The following is a 19,778-nucleotide window of genomic DNA, read 5'->3' as shown; positions in this document are numbered from 1 at the left end:
AATAGAAAATGTTTTGCTACGTTCTTTAAAGTATATTTACAGTCAAATTAAGTAACCCATGAAGATTGGATTATACGTTTTAAGTATTGTTTGTTTATTGCTTATAGGTTGTGGAGATGAAAAAGACTCAACACCATTGGTAGAAACAACAAATAAAAATCAAAAGCCAGCTATTACTTCAAAAGCGATTGAGGATTTTGATTATACAGATTATGCGCTCAGTCCAGAAAGTGAAGAGGCACTGGCAAATTGGGAAAAGTACCAAGAATTAGCAATTCAAATCGGCTATTTAAAGAAGGCAGATTTATCATTTTTTAATGGTGAAATTGAAGATTTAAAAAAGTTTATTGACCAATTTAAAACAGAAACCCCAAAACAATTACTTACAAACTCAATTATATCTAGAACAGCAATTTTAGAAACTATGCTTTTAAAATTAAATGAAAATCTAACGCTAGAAAACATAGATGATAAGTTAAAACTGCTTAGTGTTAGAGAATTGTTAGTGGCATTTTCTAATCTTAACTATCAGATAAACAAAAAGTTAGAAAGTGATATTTTTAATGAAATTCAGCCAGAATAATCGTTTTAACAGCGTCTTAAAGTTTTGTTAAGATGTAACATTAATAAGAATACACAGTCTTATTAATAATTACATTTAATTCGAATTAATCAAAAACCACATTATGAAAACCAATCTTAGTCGCGTACTAGCGATATCAGGTTTGGCTTTCTTTACTATTGTAGGATGTAAAGATGAAGCCAAAAAAGACACTGCCATGGCAGAAGAAAAAATTCCAGGAATTATATTGGAAAACATGGATACCACAGTAGATCCAAAACAAGATTTTTACAATTATGTTAATGGTAGTTGGATGAAGACTACTAAAATTCCAGACGACGAATCTGGTTGGGGAGGTTTTAATGTACTTCGTAAATCAACTCGGAATGATGTGTTAGATATTGTTAGAACTTCAAAAGAATTAGGAGTTTATGAAGAAGGAAGTGATCAAAAAAAAGCACTTCTATTTTTTGAATCAGAATTAGATACCATAACAAGAAACGAGCTAGGAACTAAACCCTTGGAGCCTTTATTAAATGCAATAGATGGTATTAAAAACCTTGGAGATATGCAAACTGTGTATGCTAAAACTATAGGTGTGGATGCTCCGTTTTTTGGACTTCAAGTATTCCCAGACATAAACAATAGTAGTATTTATGCGCCATACATTACACAAGGAGGTTTAGGGTTACCAGATCGAGATTATTATGTATTACAAGACCAAAAATCTAAAGAACGTCGTCAGCAATATGTGGATCATATTACGAGAATGATGCAGTTTATAGATTACAATGAAACTGAAGCAAAAGAGGCTGCTGAGATGATTTTAGAAGTTGAAACAAAATTAGCAGAACCACAATTAGACAAAGCAGAAAGAAGAGATTTCAGCAATCTTAATAACCCTCGAACGATTGAAGAATTATCAGAGCTTACACCTGCGATAAACTGGAACAAATTTATCTCAGAAATGGGTGTTGAACAAAAACTAGATACGGTTTATGTTATTGAGTTAAAGTATATGGAAGCGCTACAAGATATATTAACTTCAACACCAATAGAAGATATTAAAACCATGATGAAGTGGAATACGCTAAATGGTAACGCGAGCTTTTTAACTACAGAAATTGAAACAGCAAACTGGGAATTTTATAGTAAAGCATTAAGAGGAACTGAGACACAAAGACCAGCGCAGGATAGAGCCATGGATAACGTAACAGGAAGAGTAGGTGAGGCTATTGGTAAACTGTATGTAGATGCAAAATTTCCTCCAGAAGCTAAAGAAAAAGCCGAAAAGATGATTGCTAATGTTATTACTGCATTTAAAGCAAGAATTGATAAGCTAGATTGGATGACACCAGAAACTAAGAAAGAAGCAATTAAAAAGCTAGACAAATTTACTGTTAAGATAGCATATCCAGACGAGTGGGAAGATTACTCTGAATTAATGATTAAAGAAGGAAATAGCTACGCAGAAAACATGTTGGCTTATGCTGATTGGGGTTTAAAAGAATCACTGGCAGATCTCGGCCAACCTGTAGATAAAAAAGAATGGGGAATGCCTCCACAGATGGTAAATGCTTATTTTAATCCATTAAACAATGAGATCGTTTTTCCTGCGGCAATTTTGCAACCACCTTTTTACAACTATACAGCAGATGAAGCTGTAAATTACGGAGGAATAGGTGCGGTTATTGGTCATGAAATTTCACATGCTTTTGATGATCAAGGTTCACAATTTGATAGTGATGGAAATTTAGTTAATTGGTGGACTCCTGAGGATTTAAAAGAATTTAAGAAAAGAGGTGATAAGCTTGTAGAGCAATATTCAGCTATTGAAGTATCTGATAGTTTGTATATAGATGGTCGTAACACATTAGGTGAAAATATTGGAGACCTAGGAGGTGTTTTAGGAGCCTATGATGGTTTGCAATTATATTTTGAAGAGAACGGAAGGCCAGATGACATAGATGGTTTTACTGCAGAGCAACGTTTCTTCATGTCTTGGGCTACAGTTTGGAGAACTTTAAGCAGACCAGACGCATTAGAAACTCAAATTAAGACAGATCCGCATTCTCCAGGAATTTACAGAGCAACACAACCACTTAAAAATATTGATGCTTTTTACGAAGCCTTTGATATTAAAGAAGGTGATGCCATGTATTTAGCACCAGAGAAACGTGTTAGAATATGGTAAATCAAGAATTTACATAAATAAAAAAGCAGCTCAAAGAGCTGCTTTTTTTATACTTAAAAATAAGTTTTTATTAATTCTTTTTTGCGGCTGCAGCTTGTTGTGCTTTTTGAGACTCTAAAGCTTGTCGGCTTACTTTTGCTAAATTAAAATTAGGGTCTATAGCTAAAGCATCATTCATTAATTTTAAAGCAGCATCGATATTAGCTGTTTTATTTTCAGAAAATGTTAGCAAACCTTTTAAGTAAAAAAGAGCAGCTTTCATTGATGTTTCATAAGGCTGTTGTGTTTCATAAAATGCACGTTTCATGTCATCTTTTACATTAGCCATGGCGTAATCAATATTTAGTTTAGCTCCTGGCAAATCGTTGGTCTGAATTTTCATATCAGCCATTTCGTATGCTAAATACACATTTGGTGTACGAGAATATAATACTTCGTAATGCTCTAACGCCATTTTTGGTTGATTAAGGTTTTTTAATGCTAAAGCTTTTACTTCTACATTCATATCAGAATCTGTAGCATTTTTTTCTACACCAATAGTGTTAAGAGCCTGCATATATTGCCCTTCTGAAAGGTACATATATGCTAAAGTATCTTTTCGTGCTACTGAAGGTTCTAAAACATCGAGATGAGTCATGGCATTAATAACACCTTGTACATCACCTTGCTTTTTCATTTGTTTATAATAAGCTTCGTAGTGTTTTTTTAATTCTGCATTTGTCTGAGCAAAAACACTAACTGAAAATAGCATAAGAACTGCAATTGTAATCTGTTTCATTTCTTTTAATTTATTGTTTTTCATTTGTAAAATGGTGTTTTCGTGCAAGCTATAGTATGTATTAAATAACCTTTATAACGAAATGTTCATTTTGTTTTATTCTTACTTAATTGATATTTCAAAAAAAATTGATGGGCTAAGCTATAAAAATTAATAGATAATGGTGTTAAAATCTATTAATTTCTATGGTACTTGCTTAAAAGTGTAATTCAAAAGCTGTACCAAATTGTTACTATCTATTACTTTTCCTTTGCTTTTTTCTTTAATATTGAACTCTACCAATTGTAAATTATGGAGTTTACAAAAGTTAGAATAATAAGTTTTTTTATCTGGATGAATTGGGTAAACAGCATTTAACTCAATTCCCCATAAGTTGTTTTGAATAAGTAAACCAATGATATTAATACAATCTACTTTATGTATTAAATTAATAGGTGCATTAGCATTTAAAACATTTGTTTTACCAGCTAAATACCTAGCTGGATGACGCTCATCATCAAACAAACCACCAAAACGTAATATTGTTGTATTAAAGTTAGGATTACTTTTTAGTAACTGTTCAATTTCGATTAATTGTTTAGCATTATCTGAGCTGGCATTAGGTAGTACTGTATTAGTAATAATAGGAAAATGATATTCATCTTTAAAAACAGATGTAGAACTAATATAAAGTATATTTTTTACGTTTTCATTTTCTAAAGCTGTTACTAAATGTTTTATTTCTTTAACATGATTTTTTGATGGGTTTTTTCTTAATCCAGGCGGAATATTAATAATAACAGTGTCACTTTTAGCTAAAAAATCTCGATAATTACCAGAAATACCTTTTTCATTTAAAAGAATTAAGTATCCTTCTATTTTATGTTTTTTTAGAGATTCTAATTTGGTTTTAGATGTTGTAGAACCTTTAATAGCATAATTATTTGCTATTAAAAACTTGACTAAGGGTAGGCCTAACCAGCCACAACCAATAATACTAATTTGTTTAATCAATTTAAAAGGTAAAATATTCTCGTTAAAAATACGGAATATAAAGACTATCTAATATTTCATTTTGTTAAGCAATTAATTTTCAGTAACTTTAAGATTAACTCTAAATTTAATGCTATGGGAATAAAAAGTTTTCAAGGTGCACGTAAGCAACAAAATGTAGCGTCATCGACATCGCTAAAAGTTAAAGATTATATGACAACTGAACTTATAACGTTTAAGGCTAACCAGTCTATTCAAGAAGTTGTAGAATCATTAATTAAAAATAAAATATCTGGTGGACCTGTAGTAAATGATAAGCAAGAGTTAGTTGGCATTATATCTGAAGGTGATTGTCTAAAACAGTTAAGTGAAAGCCGTTATTATAACATGCCATTAGACCATGATAATGTAGAAAAACGAATGGTTACAAATGTGGAAACTATTGATGGAAATATGGATGTTTTTGATGCTGCAAACAAGTTTTTACAATCTAAAAGACGTCGTTTTCCAATTGTAGAAAATGGAAAACTTGTTGGGCAAATTAGCCAAAAGGATATTTTAAAAGCAGCGCTTCAGCTGAAAGGTGAAAATTGGAATAGCACAACCAAAGGTGGTGCTTAATCATCTCGTTTTACCAATGCATAGTAGTCTCCTTCTAAGGGTAAATAACCTTGGTCGTATACAAAATAGTATATTGTGCCAGCCTTGGTGGTATATATGCTTGTAAAGTAATTAAAGTCAAAACCTTTTTCTATCAATTTTGCTCTAGAGCATTTGGTTTTTTTATTAGGATTTAGTTGTTCTAAGATTCTATAATTTTTTCTAAGTCTGTTATTGGTATTTCTAATAAGGTTTTTAGAATCCTTATTTATACGATTATTGTAGGCATTTCTACAACTGTCACTGCAGAATTTTTTATCAATTCTACCTCTAATTTTCTCACCACATTCTGGGCATTGTCTATTCATAATTAAACGTTTAAAATAGGAAGATAATTAGCCCAATAAACCAACATGTGCCTATTGGTTCTATTTTTTTAATGCTTTATAGAGGCTTTACTTCATGAGAAGTACAAGTTACAAAATATACGTTTACAAACGCTTACAGTGACTTTCTAATTGCTAAAATATATCCTAAATGAATCCCTTCATGAAAATTATTAAAATCAATAGCTTCTTCAACATTACTTAGAATACTTTTTGTAGTAACTGTATACTGATTGTAAATCTGAAAAATTTTATTGTCGTAATCTTCTTTTGTTTTTTCTATTGTAGAGAATAACAAACCTTTTATTGTATCAACTTCGGCTTCAGACAGATCGCGTTCAGTTTTGGTACCTTTTCTAAAAGCGGCCACCATTTCATCAGAAACAATCATAGGTAAACCAGATAAATTATAAACTAGTAATTGTTGAGTTACAATAGTGTGAGCAATATTCCAGATGATGTTGTTGCTAAACCCTTCAGGCACTTTATTTAATTCTTCTAAAGTGTGATTTTCAATAAAACTCTTTAATAATTTTCTGTTTTTAATAGCAATGTCAAACGACCAATCCATAAGATGATATTTTTAATAAATGTATCCAAAAATCTTTTTAAATACGGTTACTTTGTAATTTCAAAAATATATAGATTTCTAATATGAAAAAAATATTCTATTTAAGTACTTGTAATACATGTATGCGTATTATAAATGAATTGAATTTACCGAGTGATTTTGAACTTCAAGATATAAAAACCAGTATAATTACCGAAGCTCAAATAGACGAAATGAGAGGTTTAACTGATAGTTACGAAAACTTGTTTAGTAAACGAGCAAGATTGTATAAAGAGCTTGGTCTTAAAGACAAATCACTGACTGAAGATGATTATAAAAATTTTATATTAGAACATTATACGTTTTTAAAGCGACCAGTAATAATATACAACAGTAAAATTTTTATTGGTAATGCAAAGAAAATAGTTGAAGCTGCTAAACTTGCTATACATGAAAAGTAGAAGTTTCGCCATTTTTGCCGTTTTTATGGTTCAACTTTTATATGGACTAAATTACACTATTGCAAAAACGGTAATGAATGAAAATTACATTAAACCATTTGGTTTTGTTTTATTGAGAGTGGCTGGTGCAACAGTATTATTTTGGGTTTTGAGTTTATTTTTACCAAAACAAAAAATTGAAAAGAAAGACTTTTTACGACTTTTCATTGCAGCACTTTTTGGTGTTGTCATTAATATGCTTTTCTTCTTTAAAGGATTAGAATTTACATCGCCAATACATGCTTCTGCTATAATGACTATAACTCCAATTATTATTTTGGTTTTATCTGCGTTCTTATTAAAAGAAAGGGTAACCAACCTTAAGATAGTTGGTGTAACATTAGGTTTAATAGGAGCATTAATTTTAACCATATATGGTAAATCTGCTAGAACAGGTGATAATGTTCCTTTAGGAAACTTAATGATTTTTTTAAATGCTATTTCTTATAGTATATACATTATAATGATAAAGAAATTAACTGCGAAATATCACCCTTTTACTTTTATTAAATGGTTGTTTTTGTTTGGCTTAATTATACTTGCCCCATTTGGTTACAACGAATTACAAGAGGTGCAGTGGCATACTTTTACCCCTTATATTAGTTATTCTGTTTTATTTGTAGTTATTGGTGCAACTTTCGGTACTTATCTTTTAAATCCATTAGCATTAAGTAGATTGAAAGCATCAACTGTTGGTATATTTATCTATCTTCAACCTGTAATTGCAGGACTTTTTGCTCTATATGTTGGAGCAGATTTTATAGACGTACTTAAAATTTGTGCTATGCTCTTAATTTTTGTTGGTGTATATCTTGTGACTTTAAAACCCAGAAAAACAAGCTAATTTGTTTTTAAGCTCTAAAATATTTAAAACCGTAGATGCTATACCGCAATCTTATTGGAATAGTGTAAGTTGTTGTACAAATGTTTATTATTCTCCAGAGTTTTTAAAAGCCTTTGAATTGGCAAATACTGATATAGAATTTAACTACATTTTTATACTTAAAGGCAAAGAAGCAGTAGCTTTTGCAAATACGCAAATTGTAACTATTGGAGTCGAAACTATTACCAAAAATATTAGAATGTCGGCTAAGCTAAAACGGATTGTAAACAATATGTTTTGTAATAATCAAATCCGTGTACTTTTTTGTGGCAACGTATTTTTAAGTGGAGAATATGGTACGTTCTTAAAAGATGGTGAGCCCAAAGTTGAAACGTTTAGAGCAATAGCGGAAGCTGTAAAACAGCTATATAAATCTACTAATCGACTAAAAACAATTTTCGTTAAAGATTTTAAAAACAAATCACTTCATATTACAGATCATTTAAAGTCTTATGATTATGCCTCTATGCAAGTAGAGCCCAATATGATTATTACGTTAAAGCCAGAGTGGCAATCTTTCATGGATTATACAGATGCTTTAAAATCTAAATATAGAGTAAAAGCCAATAGAGCTGATGCAAAAAGTGAAGCTTTAGAAACTAAATTCTTTACTGTAGCAGATATTAAAACACACAGAGATGAACTTCAAGAGTTATATCAAAACACAATTGATAATGCCGATTTTAATGCACAAGTATTAAACCTGGACACTTATGTGCATCTTAAAAATACGTTTATAGATAAGTTTATTGTTAAAGGTTATTTTTTGGATGGTAAACTAGTAGGTTTTTTGTCTGCAATGCAAAATGAAACGAACTTAGATGCTCATTTTATTGGTATTGATTATTCAAATAATAAAGAGTTTGCCATCTATCCTAGAATATTAAATGACTATGTTAGACTTGGTATTGAAGCAAAATCTGCTCGGATTAATTTAGGAAGAACCGCTTCTGAAATAAAAAGTACGCTTGGTGCAGAGCCCGAAGCATTAACGTGTTATTGTAAACACAAAAGGTATATTCCAAATCAGATATTAAAACCTTTTATAAAGAACGTTAAGATTAAAACTTTTAAACAGCACAAGCCGTTTAGATAGAGATTAAACCGTCAATGGCTTGGGTCTTACTCCATGTTTTCTAGTATCTTCTTTTGTAAGTGTTTTAAAACTTTCAGATTTTGGAAATTTTTGAGCCAATTCTAATAATGGTTCTGGTAAACTAGTTAGTTTTCTTGTCTTTAAATCTATCCAAGCACCTTGCATTTCGCAATAGGCTAAATTTTCACCTTTTTGGTTATAAAAATTATGTTCAAACATAAAAAGCATTCCATCTTCACTTAAACCAGAAACCTCAATAGTTACAGTTATTGGTGCTCCAATAAAAGATTCTTTAAAATAATACATGTGTTCGTAAAACACCACAGGACCAACATTATGCTTTCTAATTTCTGGCATAGAAAACCCTTGGTCTCCAAAGAAAGACATCCTTGCATGGCTCATAAAATTAGTATATGCAGAATTTGCTAAATGACCATTAGCATCAACATCACTCCAACGAATTTCAAACTGTTTTTTATACATCGTATTTCTTTAAAATTTTCTTGGCAAAGTTAAGAAAGAACTTTAGGCGTGCATATTAGTTTGAAAAAAGTTTATTACAGATTTAAAACCGTTCATTTTTGTACCTTTGCGCAACTTTAAAAGTTACATTTTAATGATACAATCCATGACAGGATATGGGAAATCTGTACTTCAGCTCCCAACAAAAAAGATATCCATAGAATTAAAATCACTGAATAGCAAAAGTCTAGACCTTAATGCACGTATGCCATCAATGTATCGTGCTAAAGAACTAGAGGTTCGTAAGCTTATTGCAAAACATCTTAGAAGAGGTAAAGTGGATTTTTCGCTTTATGTAGAAATAACAGGAGAAGACACCAGTTCCAAGATCAACAAAACAGTGGTTAATGAGTACATTAAACAGCTTAAAGATGTAGTAGATGGTGATGCAACAGAGTTGTTAAAAATGGCAATTCGTTTACCAGATGCTGTTACCACTGAGCGTGATGAAATAGACGAGGAAGAGTGGGCAGCAATTAGTAAAGAAATTAATGATGCCATAACTAATATTGTTGCTTACAGAAAAGATGAAGGAGCTACGTTAAAACAAGATTTTACAGATAGAATTGCTACATTAAGACGGTTATTACAAGAAGTAATAACAATGGACCCAGATCGTATTGACGGTGTAAGAGCACGTTTAGAAAAAGGTATAGCGGATATTAAGGAAAAGGTAGATGAAAATCGTTTTGAGCAAGAATTGGTTTACTACATAGAAAAGTTTGATATTACCGAAGAAAAAGTAAGACTAGATAATCACTTAGATTATTTTATTAAGAGTTTAAATTCGGATGATTCTAATGGAAAAAAACTTGGTTTCATTTCTCAAGAAATCGGAAGAGAAATCAACACAATTGGCTCTAAATCTAACTATGCACCAATGCAAAAACTCGTTGTACAAATGAAAGACGAGCTCGAAAAAATTAAGGAACAGTTATTGAATGTACTCTAATTAGTACAAATTATTCAGTAAATAGTAAAAAAGTAATTGTGTCAGAAATAACAAATAAAAAACAAGGCAAACTTATTGTGTTTTCAGCACCTTCTGGTTCTGGTAAAACAACTATTGTTCGTCATTTACTCAAGCAGTCAGAGCTTAATTTAGAATTTTCTATTTCTGCTACGTCTCGCGAAAAACGTGGTAATGAAGTAGATGGTAAAGATTATTATTATTTATCATTAAAAGAATTTAAAAACAAAATTAAAAACGACGAGTTTTTAGAATGGGAAGAAGTTTATAGAGACAATTTCTACGGTACTCTAAAAACTGAAATTGAGCGCATTTGGGCTAAAGGGAAACATGTTATTTTTGATATTGATGTTTCAGGCGGATTACGAATAAAACGAAAATTCCCAGAACAAACTATAGCTATTTTTGTAAAACCTCCAGATTTAAATGAATTGGTGAGACGCCTTAAAGATAGAGGTGAAGAAAGTGAAGAGAAAATAAGTATGCGTGTAGCAAAAGCACCAGCAGAATTGGCAACAGCACCGCTATTTGATGAAATTGTATTGAATGCAAATTTAGATGAGGCATTAGAGAATGCTTATAGATTGGTATCAGAATTTATCAAAGAATAAAATAAACTTGTTATTCCTGCGGAAGTAGGAATCTAAAAGTGATTTTATAGCAAATATTAAATAGATTCCTGCCTCCATAGGAATGACTAAAACAAAATGAAAATAGGTCTTTATTTCGGAACATTTAATCCCATACATGTTGGGCATTTAACTATTGCCAATCATTTGGCTGAGCATAGCGATTTAGACCAAGTTTGGTTTGTAGTAACACCACAAAGTCCTTTTAAGAAAAAAAGTAGCTTATTAGATAATTATCAACGTCTAGAGATGGTGTATCGTGCAACTAAGGATTATGCTAAGCTAAAATCTAGTGATATAGAATTTGGTTTAAAACAACCTAATTACACTATAGATACTTTAACTTATTTATTTGAGAAATTTCCTGAGCATGAGTTTGCTTTAATTATGGGTGAAGACAACCTAAAAAGTTTTCATAAATGGAAAAATTATGAGCTTATTTTAGAAAATCATAGTATCTATGTTTACCCAAGAATTTCTGAAGGAACAATTGAAACTCAATTTGATAATCATCCAAAAATTCATAAGGTAGATGCACCTATTATGCAGTTGTCATCCACCTTTATAAGAAAAGAAATTAAAGACGGAAAAAACATTAAACCCATGTTGCCAGAACATGTTTGGGAGTATTTGGATGAAATGAATTTTTATAGGTAACATTCTTGCGAAGGCAGGAATCTCATGTTTGTTTACTATAATTCTAAATTGAAATTGTTTTTTAAGTTAATGAGATTCCCATTTTGTACCTCCGCTAAAGCTTCGGCGACACGTGGACATGGGAATTAAAAATGATAAAACGCATTTTCTAAATGCTCAATTTCATATCCTTTTCCTTGTTTTACAATGGCAATGATATCAAATCTAACCTCGATGTCTAAGTCATTCTCAGTTACGTACTCATCTACTGCTTTTACTAAGTTTTTAATTTGCTTAGGCTTTACAAAATCTTGTGGGTTTCCAAAGTCTACGGATGATCGTGTTTTTACTTCAATAATAGCAAGAATATCATTCTTTTGAGCTATAATATCAACTTCGGCTTTATCAAAACGATAATTACGTTCAACTATGTCGTAGTTCTTCTCAATAAGAAAATCTACAGCGAGTTGCTCGCCTTTTTTACCAAGTTCATTATGTTGTGCCATCTTGTTCCTACAAAAGCAGGAATCTTATTCATCCTGCATAAAATATTTAACTTAGTTAAGCTTTATAATTAGCATCAATATAAGCAATTGCTTCTTGTTGTGTTAAAACCGCAAACTTTTTATAACGGTTATGTACATCTACAATTTCATCTAATGCGTTTTGCACTAACTCTTTATTTTGCCATTTATTAAGATGCGTAACTACAGTTTTTAAACAACCACGTTTATAGGCTATTTGACCAAGAACGTGAATAAGTGTATCAGAAACACGTTTAGCGTTATCAACTTCGAGCTCTTTTAAAAGTGGTAAAATATCCTGAGGATGAGTTCGTCCTCTTAGTTCAATACCATGGCAAATCTCTCTCCTAATTTCTTTATTTTCATGATTAAGATAGGTTTTTACCCAAGCTAAAACTGGTACAGGATTTCGCTCTCCCATTTTTTTAATAGAACCAATTACAGCATTTCTGACACGATGATGGCTATCAAACAAACCAATATCCATAAATGTTTGAATCTTATCAAAATGAAATTTACCAATTTCACCGGCTGCATTAACTACAGTTTGCCTAATTAATTCGTCTTCAGATTTAAATAGACGCGTTAATACTGAAAGAATCTTATTTTGCAAATGTGGTTGCGCGTAGAAAATTTTGCCAATAGCTAAATAACCTGTTTTTCTAATATAAGTGTCATCGTCTGAAAAGTATTTTAGAATATTATCTGAAGTATTATTCTCTAAATCATTTTCAATTCGTTGATTAATTTTTTCAACAAGTTGGTTGCGTTCTTCTTTCGTAAGGTCGTAGAACGCCATTTTAATCTTTAAAGATCACTGAAGAACCTTCTTTTTTAACTGATAATTCAACAGTTTTACCTAAAAACAAAGCTCTGTTATCTTTCTCATGTCCTGCAGGCATATTGAATGCAATTGGGAAATCATATTCGGACAAAGCATCTAAAACAAGTTGTTCTATTGAGGTGCCCCAAAGGGTAGTATTTTTTCGCATTTTACTCATGCCACCAACAATAACCCCTTTACAGTTTTCAAAGTAACCAGCACGTTTTAAACTTTGTATCATTCGATCTATATGATATTTGTACTCACCTATTTCTTCAATAAAGAGAATTTTACCAGATAAATCTATACTAGTTTCTGAGCCTAACATAGTATGTAATAATGTTAAATTTCCACCAACCAATTGCCCTGTTGCGTTACCCTCTCTATTAAAAGAAGAGCCTTCTATTTCGTAGTTTGTAGCACCATTAAACAATGCATTTTTAAAAGTTTCTACAGGTTCTTTAATTTCTTCTAAGTCATCCGTTAAACTCAAACACATTATAGCGTGTATGGATTCAAAACCTTTATTATGTAGTTGATTGTGTAATGCTGTAATATCAGAATAACCAATTACCCATTTAGGGTGTTCTTTAAATTTTGTGTAGTCTAATTTATCTAAAACTCTAACGGTTCCGTAACCTCCTCTTGCGCACCAAATAGCACTAATCGATGGGTCGTCCATGGCTTCTTGAAAATCTTCAGCACGCTCTTCATCAGTACCTGCAAAATGATTGTTATCATTAAATACATTTTTACCAACAACAACATGCAATCCCCAACTTTTCAACAATTCTGTAGCCTGTTCAACACCATGTTCTTTGTTTTTTAATCTTCCGGAAGGTGCAACAATGGCAACTGTATCTCCTGCTTTTAAATATGGTGGTTGAATTAATTTAGATGTCATTTCTGAAGTATTATCTGTGTCTTTTTGAGCGATTACTTGTTTGCATGCAGCTAAGCTAATTGCAAAAATTAAAGTAAATATAGAATGTTTTAAAATCATAAAAAGCCTTTTTGTAAATGTACATTTTTTTTCTAAATCGCCTTTATATTGCGTACTTTTGTCCCCTTAAAAAACCGAAGCCATGTCGAAAAGATATACCATAACAGCAGCATTACCATACACAAACGGGCCAATTCACATTGGTCATTTAGCTGGTGTATATGTGCCTGCAGATATTTATGCACGTTATTTAAGACTAACAGGTAATGATGTTGCTTTTATCTGTGGTAGTGACGAACATGGAGTACCTATTACAATTAAGGCGAAAAAAGAAGGTGTTACACCGCAAGATATTGTAGATAAATACCATGCGATTATAAAAAAATCGTTTGAAGATTTTGGAATTACTTTTGATAATTACTCGCGTACCTCTGCAAAAATTCATCACGATACAGCCCAAGAGTTTTTTAAAACACTTTATAACAAAAATGAGTTTGTAGAAGAAGTAACAGAGCAACTTTACGATGCTGAAGCCAATCAGTTTTTAGCAGACCGATTTGTAATTGGAACTTGCCCTAAATGTAGCTACGAAGAAGCTTATGGAGATCAGTGCGAAAACTGCGGAAGTAGTTTAAATGCCACAGATTTAATAAATCCTAAATCAGCCATAACAGGAAATGTTCCAACCTTAAAAGAAACAAAACACTGGTTTTTACCTTTAAATAAACACGAAGATTTTCTTAAAGAATGGATACTAAAAGGGCATAAAAAAGATTGGAAACCTAATGTTTACGGACAGGTAAAATCTTGGATAGATGATGGTTTGCGACCAAGAGCAGTAACTAGAGATTTAGATTGGGGAATTCCGGTACCAGTAGAAGGAGGAGAAGGCAAAGTACTTTATGTTTGGTTTGATGCTCCTATTGGTTACATCTCAGCAACAAAAGAGTGGGCTGCAAGAGAAGGAAAAAATTGGGAAGACTATTGGAAAGATGAGGACACCACTTTAGTGCATTTTATTGGTAAGGATAATATTGTATTTCACTGTATTATATTTCCGTCAATGTTAAAGGCGGAAGGGTCTTATATTTTACCAGAAAATGTACCTGCCAATGAGTTTTTAAATCTTGAAGGCAATAAATTATCAACCTCCAAAAATTGGGCAGTTTGGTTACCAGATTATTTAATCGATTTTCCTAATCAGCAAGATGTATTGCGTTACGCATTAACTGCAAACGCACCAGAAACTAAGGATAACGATTTTACATGGAAAGATTTCCAGGCCAGAAATAATAATGAATTGGTAGCTATTTTCGGAAACTTTATTAATCGTGTTGTGGTGTTAACCAACAAATATTATGATGGAGTAGCGCCGAGTCCATCAGACTATTCAGCTATTGATGAAGAAACTTTAGCTGCTGTAAAGGCTTATCCTGCTGTAATTTCTAGTTCTATTGAGCGTTACCGTTTTAGAGAAGCCTCTCAAGAATTAATGAATTTGGCTAGACTTGGTAATAAGTATTTAGCAGACGAAGAACCCTGGAAAACTATAAAAACGGATGAAGCTCGTACAAAAACAGTAATGTTTGTAGCGTTACAAATAGCCTCAGCTTTAGCTGTCTTATCCGAGCCATTTTTACCATTTACATCGAAGAAACTAAAGTCAATTCTTTGTCATTCTGAACTTGATTCAGAATCAACTTGGGATGATATCTCTACAAAAGAAGTGTTACTACCTAAGTCTCACCAAATAGGAAAAGGAGAATTATTATTTTCTAAAATTGAAGATTCTGAAATCCAGAAGCAACTAGATAAACTAGAAGCGAGTAAAAGAGCCAATGAAGCTGCAAAAAAGGTGGTGGAACCTCAAAAGGAAGAAATCACATTTGAAGATTTCACAAAACTAGATATTAGAGTCGGTACAATTTTAGAAGCCGAAAAAATGCCAAAAACCAAAAAACTTTTAGTCTTAAAAGTAGATACTGGTATTGATACACGTACTATTGTTTCTGGTATTGCAGAAAGTTTTAAGCCTGAAGATGTTATTGGTAAACGCGTTACAGTCTTAGTCAATTTAGCACCAAGAAAGTTACGTGGTGTAGAAAGCCAAGGGATGATTTTAATGACTGAAGATGAAGGTGGTAATTTGGTGTTTGTAAATCCAGATACTTCGACTTCGCTCAACACAGATATTGATGGTGTTTCTAATGGGTTGCAGATAAGTTAAGATGAGGTTAATTCTACGCATTGTTTTATTAATTTGTAGTTTTTCACAGCCTTTATTTGCTCAATCCGAATGGTTTTCAATTAACACAAATGAACGTTCAGCTGAAAGGAATTTCCAACAAGTTTTTCAAATTGTAAATGAGGAAGCCAATGAGTTTGTTACTTTTTTTCAATATTCTAACTTCTTTGTAGCCTATTTACACAATACAGAAGGTGAGTTGTTAAATACCTTTAGTGCTAAAGCACTTCCAAAATACAAGAATAATTATATCGGAGCTTCAATCAATGGAGGTGCATATACCATGTTTTTTCAAAATGATTATGGCAATAGGTTTAGCGCTCTAACTATTGACTTTTCGACTTCAGGTTTTGTGTTTGAAAACAAAATTGATATCCTATCTAATATTGAATCGGTTATTGGTACATTTGAGTATAAGGCTCATATCTATATTCTTACTTCAGTAAAACGCTCTTCTATTTTAAAGCTCCATAAGCTCAACAATCATAAAGATTATACTGTAGAAACATATGATTTTTCAAATGAAAAAATTGTATCTCCAAGAGGTTTTGATATTTCGCTTAATCATCTTTTAGATAGCGGGTATGATAGGCACAAAGCTTCATTAATTGAGAATAATGAACCAGGTTCGTTAGAAGAATCTTCTAAAAAAAACAAGTTATTTTTAGATAATAACAAACTAATACTAACAAATGACTTTTATAATACCTCAACAAGTTACATCTCTATAAACCTAGAAAATGGTAATTCTGAGCTCATAGATTTCCCCAAACCATCTTTTGATAAGAAAGACAGAGGAAGCGAATCAAATTCTTTTGTTTTAGACAATCACTTATTTAGTTTATATGTTACTAAGGAAAAACTAGATTTTTCGATTTATGATATTGATTCTAAATCTATATTAAAGTCATTAACCGTAACAGAAAACGATTCTATTACATTTAAAAATTCACCAATAATATTAGAAAGAGGAGAATTTGATAATTATAGAGAATTAGATAAAACAAAGCAATTTCTTAGAAAAGTATCTAACTCTAATGCAGGACTCTTTATTTATAAACAAGAGAATAAGTTCATAATAACTTTAGGTTGTAGTGAAACAAAAGAATCCTCTAGCCAATTTACATTTGTTGGTGGTTTTTTTGGAGGCTTAGCTTTTGGTATTACAACTGCAATTTTAACACCTTCATATTACTCTTATACTCGTACAAAATCTACCAGAATAGAGTGTTTATTTGACAATGAATTTAATAGTATTAATGGCACTATTCCGGATAATAGTTTTGATAGAATAAAAACTTATATCGATGAACTTAATGATATCAAATTAAGGTTTAAGTCAATATTTAAAATTGATGGCAAATATATTTTAGGTTATTTTGATAAAGAAAAAGGTTTCTATAATTACATTTTAATCGATTAATAATAAATATTTTCGAGTTAAATTCTAGTATTCTTTACTAAACCAAAGTTAAATTAGTATGTTTTTTACCTGATTTTTGCTAAGTTTATAGTAAATCAGCAATTATGAAAACTATCTACTCACCACGTTATTACCGATTTACTTTCATTATTTTTTTATTAAGCACGTTCCTTATTAGTGCGCAAGAAGATTCAGAAATATTAGAATATTACGAAGAGTATACAGATGCTGCTAGAGAGGTTGTGTATATGCACTTAAACAAGTCCACGTACATTTCTGGAGAATCTATTGGTTTTACAGCTTATGTGATGGATAAGAAAGATAAAAAACCATCACTACTTACCACCAACCTTTATGTAAGTATTGAGGATGAAAATAAAAATATACTTAAGCAAAAATTAATTAAAGTAACGGACGGAGTGGCTTCAAATACATTTGAAGTTGATTCTGTTTTTGCTTCAGGATATTATAATATTAAAGCCTACACCAATTGGATGCTTAATTTTAATGAACAAAATTTTTATGCCGAATCTATAAGAATTATCAATCCCGAAAATGAAGCCTATGTAGAAGAAACTGTTATAGATAATGCCATTGACGCACAGTTTTTACCAGAGAGTGGGCATTTGCTTAATGGAGTTATAAATAACATAGGTGTAGTTATAAAAGATAATCTTGGTTTTGGAATTTCTAATGCTAAAGGAGAGGTCATAGATAAAAATAATGAAGTATTATCCTCTTTTGAAACCAATCAATTTGGTATTGGCAAATTTCAGTTATTAGCAGACAAGGAGAATGCATATAAAGTAAACATCAAAAAGGCAAACAAGGGTTTTAGTATAGACTTAAACCAAACCATAGAAGAAAAAGGCATAATTATGTCAGTTAAAAGTTTAAAGTCCAAGATTTTTGTGTCTTTAACAACTAATACAGAAACCTTAGAAAGCGTAAGGAATAGAAGACATACTTTAATGATTCATAATGGTGAAAATTACGATATTATGGATATCTATTTTACAGATGAAACTGTTGTTACAAAAGCAATTGATTACAGTAATAGTGCATCTGGAGTAAATATTCTTACACTATTTAATGAAAATGATGAGCCTATAGCGGAACGATTATTTTTCAATTATGAAGGTATTAATGTCTTAACTTCTAGTGATATTTCTGCAACCCGAAGTCGAGATTCTGTGACTGTAAAACTTAACTTTAAAGACATAGACCCAACGATTAACAACTCATTGAGCGTTTCTGTTTTACCAAATGAAACGGAATCCTACAATAAGCATAATAATATTGTCTCTTATACATTTTTGCAGCCATATATAAAGGGAACAATAGAACAAGCTAAATACTATTTTACAGATGTTAGTGCTAAAAAGCAATACGAGTTAGATAACTTATTATTAACTCAGGGTTGGAGTAGTTACGACTGGAATCAGATTTTTAACGATGAATACAATCAAACTCACAATTTTGAGCAAGGTATTAGACTCAAAGCAAATTTACCTAGTAATGTTGCAAAGGGTCCTGAAAATAATTATTTAATGCATGCTATTAGTGCTGAGGAACCAAGAATATTTGAACTTAAAGAAGGTGAAAATAGTTTTATAGTAGAAAACTTATTTCCTGTTGGACAAGACCAAATTAGTATGTCTAAAATGACAAAGGTAAACGGACTTATTCCTGCTGCTCTTTACTTTCAATCTTTTCCGAATTCTATTCCTACTTTAACAACAGATTTTAAAGTATTAAAACCTAAACTCGATTATAAAATTTCGGAAAGCCTTACTAGAGGAAATAAAATTTTAGAAAATAGAACGGGTGAAGTACAAAGATTAGACGAAGTTGTAGTAAAGACAAGATTAGATAGAAAAAGACAACGTATTGAAAAATTAAGCCAAGGACGTTATGGAAAAGTAGATATTGTAGAAGAAGAAGATCGGTTACTCTTTAATACTTTAGGCAGTTATCTAAATTACAAAGGCTATAATGTAAATGAAAGTGGAGGGCAGTTTATTATAACAGATCGTTTAAGTGCTTCTGGAGGTAGACCTGGATTTGGTGAAGGAGAAGCCAAAGTGCTTAGTCCAACTATTTACCTTGATGATATGCAATTAGTTGATACCGCAATTTTATCTCAATATTCTTTAACTAATATAGATTACATTGAAATAAACAGACAGGGTCTTGGTGAAGGTCTTAGAGGAAATAATGGATCAATTCGTATTTATTCTAATCCAGCAATATCAGGTAGTTATAATAATCAAGATAGTGTGCAACAATTTAAATTGCCTTTAGTTTTTAGTGTAGATAAAAAATATTATGCACCTAAATATAGAAATACTGGTGATGATTTTTTCAAAGCTTACGGGGTTTTAGATTGGAAACCAGAATGTTCTGTTGATAAAAATGGCGATATCGTTATTAAGTTTTCTCAACCAAGAATTCCAGTTACATTATATATAGAGGGTGTTGCCAATGATGGTTCGTTCGTTTTTGAAGAGAAGACCATATCATTGAATAAGAGTTTCTAAAA

At 31.4% G+C, this 19,778-nt stretch carries 20 protein-coding genes; 12 read left to right on the top strand and 8 right to left on the bottom strand.

Annotation, left to right across the window (positions count from 1 at the left end; translation table 11 throughout):
- Positions 1 to 58: 58 nt before the first annotated feature.
- Together H8K90_RS04480 and H8K90_RS04475 are read left to right on the top strand one after the other, a co-directional pair.
- Positions 59 to 583: a hypothetical protein gene (locus H8K90_RS04480; RefSeq protein WP_186844729.1), complete on the top strand. Its 525-nt coding sequence runs from the start codon at positions 59 to 61 to the stop codon at positions 581 to 583.
- Positions 584 to 686: 103 nt separating this feature from the next.
- Positions 687 to 2,756, top strand: a complete 2,070-nt coding sequence (locus tag H8K90_RS04475) for a M13 family metallopeptidase (protein ID WP_186844728.1) — start codon at positions 687 to 689, stop codon at positions 2,754 to 2,756.
- A gap of 70 nt (positions 2,757 to 2,826) precedes the next feature.
- Here H8K90_RS04475 and H8K90_RS04470 read toward each other — a convergent pair whose 3' ends face one another.
- Positions 2,827 to 3,534, bottom strand: a complete 708-nt coding sequence (locus H8K90_RS04470) for a hypothetical protein (RefSeq protein ID WP_186845257.1) — start codon at positions 3,532 to 3,534, stop codon at positions 2,827 to 2,829.
- 183 nt (positions 3,535 to 3,717) lie between these two features.
- Positions 3,718 to 4,527 (bottom strand): NAD(P)H-binding protein, encoded by an 810-nt coding sequence (locus H8K90_RS04465; RefSeq protein WP_186844727.1) that lies wholly within the window; start codon positions 4,525 to 4,527, stop codon positions 3,718 to 3,720.
- A 114-nt stretch (positions 4,528 to 4,641) separates the two neighbouring features.
- Between H8K90_RS04465 and H8K90_RS04460 the strand changes: the two genes are divergently transcribed.
- The gene (locus H8K90_RS04460) at positions 4,642 to 5,127 is read left to right on the top strand and encodes a CBS domain-containing protein (protein ID WP_186844726.1); all 486 of its coding nucleotides are present in this window, start codon (positions 4,642 to 4,644) and stop codon (positions 5,125 to 5,127) included.
- Here H8K90_RS04460 and H8K90_RS04455 read toward each other — a convergent pair.
- Both H8K90_RS04455 and H8K90_RS04450 read right to left on the bottom strand, forming a co-directional pair.
- Positions 5,124 to 5,474 (bottom strand): hypothetical protein, encoded by a 351-nt coding sequence (locus H8K90_RS04455; RefSeq protein WP_186844725.1) that lies wholly within the window; start codon positions 5,472 to 5,474, stop codon positions 5,124 to 5,126. The two genes, H8K90_RS04460 and H8K90_RS04455, sit on opposite strands and share 4 nt — an antisense overlap.
- A 133-nt stretch (positions 5,475 to 5,607) precedes the next feature.
- Positions 5,608 to 6,063, bottom strand: a complete 456-nt coding sequence (locus tag H8K90_RS04450; protein ID WP_186844724.1) for a DinB family protein — start codon at positions 6,061 to 6,063, stop codon at positions 5,608 to 5,610.
- Positions 6,064 to 6,146: 83 nt separating this feature from the next.
- Between H8K90_RS04450 and H8K90_RS04445 the strand changes: the two genes are divergently transcribed.
- The 3 genes from H8K90_RS04445 to H8K90_RS04435 are packed head-to-tail and all read left to right on the top strand — an operon-like array spanning position 6,147 to position 8,521.
- Positions 6,147 to 6,503, top strand: a complete 357-nt coding sequence (locus H8K90_RS04445; RefSeq protein ID WP_186844723.1) for an arsenate reductase family protein — start codon at positions 6,147 to 6,149, stop codon at positions 6,501 to 6,503.
- Positions 6,493 to 7,386, top strand: coding sequence for a DMT family transporter (locus H8K90_RS04440; RefSeq protein ID WP_186844722.1), 894 nt, complete (start codon positions 6,493 to 6,495; stop codon positions 7,384 to 7,386). Before H8K90_RS04445 ends, H8K90_RS04440 begins: the two co-directional genes overlap by 11 nt.
- A gap of 1 nt (position 7,387) precedes the next feature.
- Complete coding sequence (locus H8K90_RS04435; RefSeq protein WP_186844721.1) at positions 7,388 to 8,521, top strand: peptidogalycan biosysnthesis protein; 1,134 nt, start codon at positions 7,388 to 7,390, stop codon at positions 8,519 to 8,521.
- A 3-nt stretch (positions 8,522 to 8,524) separates the two neighbouring features.
- Here H8K90_RS04435 and H8K90_RS04430 read toward each other — a convergent pair whose 3' ends face one another.
- Positions 8,525 to 9,004 carry an acyl-CoA thioesterase gene (locus tag H8K90_RS04430; RefSeq protein WP_186844720.1) on the bottom strand — a complete coding sequence of 160 codons (480 nt, stop codon included), beginning with the start codon at positions 9,002 to 9,004 and terminating at the stop codon, positions 8,525 to 8,527.
- Between the two features lie 133 nt (positions 9,005 to 9,137).
- Here H8K90_RS04430 and H8K90_RS04425 point away from each other — a divergent pair, with 133 nt between their 5' ends.
- The 3 genes from H8K90_RS04425 (at position 9,138) to nadD (ending at position 11,299) form a co-directional block, all read left to right on the top strand.
- Positions 9,138 to 9,995 (top strand): YicC/YloC family endoribonuclease, encoded by an 858-nt coding sequence (locus H8K90_RS04425; RefSeq protein ID WP_186844719.1) that lies wholly within the window; start codon positions 9,138 to 9,140, stop codon positions 9,993 to 9,995.
- A 38-nt stretch (positions 9,996 to 10,033) separates the two neighbouring features.
- Positions 10,034 to 10,624, top strand: a complete 591-nt coding sequence (gmk, locus tag H8K90_RS04420) for a guanylate kinase (protein ID WP_186844718.1) — start codon at positions 10,034 to 10,036, stop codon at positions 10,622 to 10,624.
- A 96-nt stretch (positions 10,625 to 10,720) separates the two neighbouring features.
- Positions 10,721 to 11,299, top strand: coding sequence for a nicotinate (nicotinamide) nucleotide adenylyltransferase (nadD, locus tag H8K90_RS04415; protein WP_186844717.1), 579 nt, complete (start codon positions 10,721 to 10,723; stop codon positions 11,297 to 11,299).
- A 125-nt stretch (positions 11,300 to 11,424) separates the two neighbouring features.
- Here the strand turns inward: nadD and H8K90_RS04410 are convergent, their stop codons facing one another.
- From H8K90_RS04410 to H8K90_RS04400, 3 genes are read right to left on the bottom strand one after another with little or no spacing between them, the layout of a single operon-like run.
- Complete coding sequence (locus H8K90_RS04410; RefSeq protein WP_186844716.1) at positions 11,425 to 11,784, bottom strand: YraN family protein; 360 nt, start codon at positions 11,782 to 11,784, stop codon at positions 11,425 to 11,427.
- A 55-nt stretch (positions 11,785 to 11,839) separates the two neighbouring features.
- Positions 11,840 to 12,601: a HEAT repeat domain-containing protein gene (locus H8K90_RS04405; RefSeq protein WP_186844715.1), complete on the bottom strand. Its 762-nt coding sequence runs from the start codon at positions 12,599 to 12,601 to the stop codon at positions 11,840 to 11,842.
- Between the two features lies 1 nt (position 12,602).
- A complete protein-coding gene (locus H8K90_RS04400) occupies positions 12,603 to 13,628 on the bottom strand; it encodes a S66 peptidase family protein (protein ID WP_186844714.1) in 1,026 nt (341 codons plus the stop codon).
- 82 nt (positions 13,629 to 13,710) lie between these two features.
- Here H8K90_RS04400 and metG point away from each other — a divergent pair, with 82 nt between their 5' ends.
- The 3 genes from metG to H8K90_RS04385 all read left to right on the top strand — a co-directional run bounded on the left by metG (position 13,711) and on the right by H8K90_RS04385 (position 19,776).
- Positions 13,711 to 15,795, top strand: a complete 2,085-nt coding sequence (metG, locus tag H8K90_RS04395) for a methionine--tRNA ligase (RefSeq protein ID WP_186844713.1) — start codon at positions 13,711 to 13,713, stop codon at positions 15,793 to 15,795.
- A 1-nt stretch (position 15,796) separates the two neighbouring features.
- Positions 15,797 to 17,236 (top strand): hypothetical protein, encoded by a 1,440-nt coding sequence (locus tag H8K90_RS04390; protein WP_186844712.1) that lies wholly within the window; start codon positions 15,797 to 15,799, stop codon positions 17,234 to 17,236.
- A gap of 104 nt (positions 17,237 to 17,340) precedes the next feature.
- Complete coding sequence (locus H8K90_RS04385) at positions 17,341 to 19,776, top strand: hypothetical protein (protein WP_186844711.1); 2,436 nt, start codon at positions 17,341 to 17,343, stop codon at positions 19,774 to 19,776.
- Positions 19,777 to 19,778 lie beyond the last annotated feature (2 nt).

The organism is Winogradskyella echinorum, assembly GCF_014297365.1.
GTDB lineage: Bacteria > Bacteroidota > Bacteroidia > Flavobacteriales > Flavobacteriaceae > Winogradskyella > Winogradskyella echinorum.
The sequence above is the reverse complement of the archived record's forward strand: the minus strand, read 5'-3'. Positions and strand labels throughout refer to the sequence as shown.

Excerpts from the sequence above, each read along its gene's own strand:
- H8K90_RS04480 (WP_186844729.1), top strand. The coding sequence starts at position 59 with ATGAAGATTGGATTATACGTTTTAAGTATTGTTTGTTTATTGCTTATA.
- H8K90_RS04475 (WP_186844728.1), top strand. The coding sequence starts at position 687 with ATGAAAACCAATCTTAGTCGCGTACTAGCGATATCAGGTTTGGCTTTC.
- H8K90_RS04470 (WP_186845257.1), bottom strand. The coding sequence starts at position 3,534 with ATGAAACAGATTACAATTGCAGTTCTTATGCTATTTTCAGTTAGTGTT.
- H8K90_RS04460 (WP_186844726.1), top strand. The coding sequence starts at position 4,642 with ATGGGAATAAAAAGTTTTCAAGGTGCACGTAAGCAACAAAATGTAGCG.
- H8K90_RS04455 (WP_186844725.1), bottom strand. The coding sequence starts at position 5,474 with ATGAATAGACAATGCCCAGAATGTGGTGAGAAAATTAGAGGTAGAATT.
- H8K90_RS04450 (WP_186844724.1), bottom strand. The coding sequence starts at position 6,063 with ATGGATTGGTCGTTTGACATTGCTATTAAAAACAGAAAATTATTAAAG.
- H8K90_RS04445 (WP_186844723.1), top strand. The coding sequence starts at position 6,147 with ATGAAAAAAATATTCTATTTAAGTACTTGTAATACATGTATGCGTATT.
- H8K90_RS04440 (WP_186844722.1), top strand. The coding sequence starts at position 6,493 with ATGAAAAGTAGAAGTTTCGCCATTTTTGCCGTTTTTATGGTTCAACTT.
- H8K90_RS04430 (WP_186844720.1), bottom strand. The coding sequence starts at position 9,004 with ATGTATAAAAAACAGTTTGAAATTCGTTGGAGTGATGTTGATGCTAAT.
- H8K90_RS04425 (WP_186844719.1), top strand. The coding sequence starts at position 9,138 with ATGATACAATCCATGACAGGATATGGGAAATCTGTACTTCAGCTCCCA.
- nadD (WP_186844717.1), top strand. The coding sequence starts at position 10,721 with ATGAAAATAGGTCTTTATTTCGGAACATTTAATCCCATACATGTTGGG.
- H8K90_RS04410 (WP_186844716.1), bottom strand. The coding sequence starts at position 11,784 with ATGGCACAACATAATGAACTTGGTAAAAAAGGCGAGCAACTCGCTGTA.
- H8K90_RS04405 (WP_186844715.1), bottom strand. The coding sequence starts at position 12,601 with ATGGCGTTCTACGACCTTACGAAAGAAGAACGCAACCAACTTGTTGAA.
- H8K90_RS04400 (WP_186844714.1), bottom strand. The coding sequence starts at position 13,628 with ATGATTTTAAAACATTCTATATTTACTTTAATTTTTGCAATTAGCTTA.
- metG (WP_186844713.1), top strand. The coding sequence starts at position 13,711 with ATGTCGAAAAGATATACCATAACAGCAGCATTACCATACACAAACGGG.
- H8K90_RS04390 (WP_186844712.1), top strand. The coding sequence starts at position 15,797 with ATGAGGTTAATTCTACGCATTGTTTTATTAATTTGTAGTTTTTCACAG.
- H8K90_RS04385 (WP_186844711.1), top strand. The coding sequence starts at position 17,341 with ATGAAAACTATCTACTCACCACGTTATTACCGATTTACTTTCATTATT.